The organism is Oscillibacter sp. (assembly GCF_032060045.1).
In the GTDB taxonomy this organism is placed as follows: domain Bacteria; phylum Bacillota; class Clostridia; order Oscillospirales; family Oscillospiraceae; genus Oscillibacter.
In genome coordinates this window covers 20,188-20,859 of the sequence record NZ_DAMBZJ010000029.1, presented here as the reverse complement: position 1 = coordinate 20,859, position 672 = coordinate 20,188, and the positions used below count along the sequence as shown (strand labels likewise).

The window sequence follows — 672 nt, the reverse complement described above, 5'->3', positions numbered from 1 at the left end:
GGAGGAGCCGTTCCCTTTGAAAATAACTCGAAGGAAGGCCGCGCAATTGCTGCCATCTTTGTCGCGGCCACCATAGTCACAGCAAAGACGCTATATCCAAACAGGAGCAGAGCGCCGCTGGACAGGACTGCCTACACAACAGGGCAACGGAAAAAGATGAAGGGGCAGCGCGGAGAACTCGGTGACAACTCAGCGCTTTTGGTGGTTGCAGTCGTTGCAGTTCCCGCTGTGCTCACAGTGATTACAGCAACCGTCGCATCCGGCGCAGCCACCCTTACGCCTGTGCTGGGTGCGAAGCGCCGCCCCCAGCCAAAGCGCCAGCGCCAAAAGAATTAAACATTCCAGCATGAACCGCCCTCCTCAGAAAAACCCGTAAAACGCCGCGTTTCACAGCAGCAGGACCAGCCGGTAAACCACGAAGGCAACCAGCCAGGCTACGGCGCATTGCCCCACTGCCACCTCCGCCGCCTTCCAACCGGAGCCAAGTTCCTGGCGAACCGCAGAAATCGCCGCAATGCAAGGCGTGTAAAGAAGTGTAAAGGTTAAAAAGCTAACAGCAGAAGCGGCGTTGAACAGCCCGCCTAAGGCCCCGGCAACATTGCCTGCCGCCCCGGTGAGCACGCCCAGCGTGGATACCACGGACTCTTTGGCGATAAAGCCGGTTACCAGTGC

The 672-nt window shown here is 58.5% G+C and carries 2 protein-coding genes; both read right to left on the bottom strand.

Features of this window, described 5'->3' with window-relative positions; all coding sequences use genetic code 11:
* Positions 1–189: 189 nt before the first annotated feature.
* The gene (locus tag RT018_RS11860) at positions 190–348 is read right to left on the bottom strand and encodes a FeoB-associated Cys-rich membrane protein (protein ID WP_312942236.1); all 159 of its coding nucleotides are present in this window, start codon (positions 346–348) and stop codon (positions 190–192) included.
* Between the two features lie 39 nt (positions 349–387).
* A partial coding sequence (locus RT018_RS11855; RefSeq protein ID WP_312942235.1) for a nucleoside recognition domain-containing protein occupies positions 388–672 on the bottom strand: 285 nt, incomplete at its 5' end.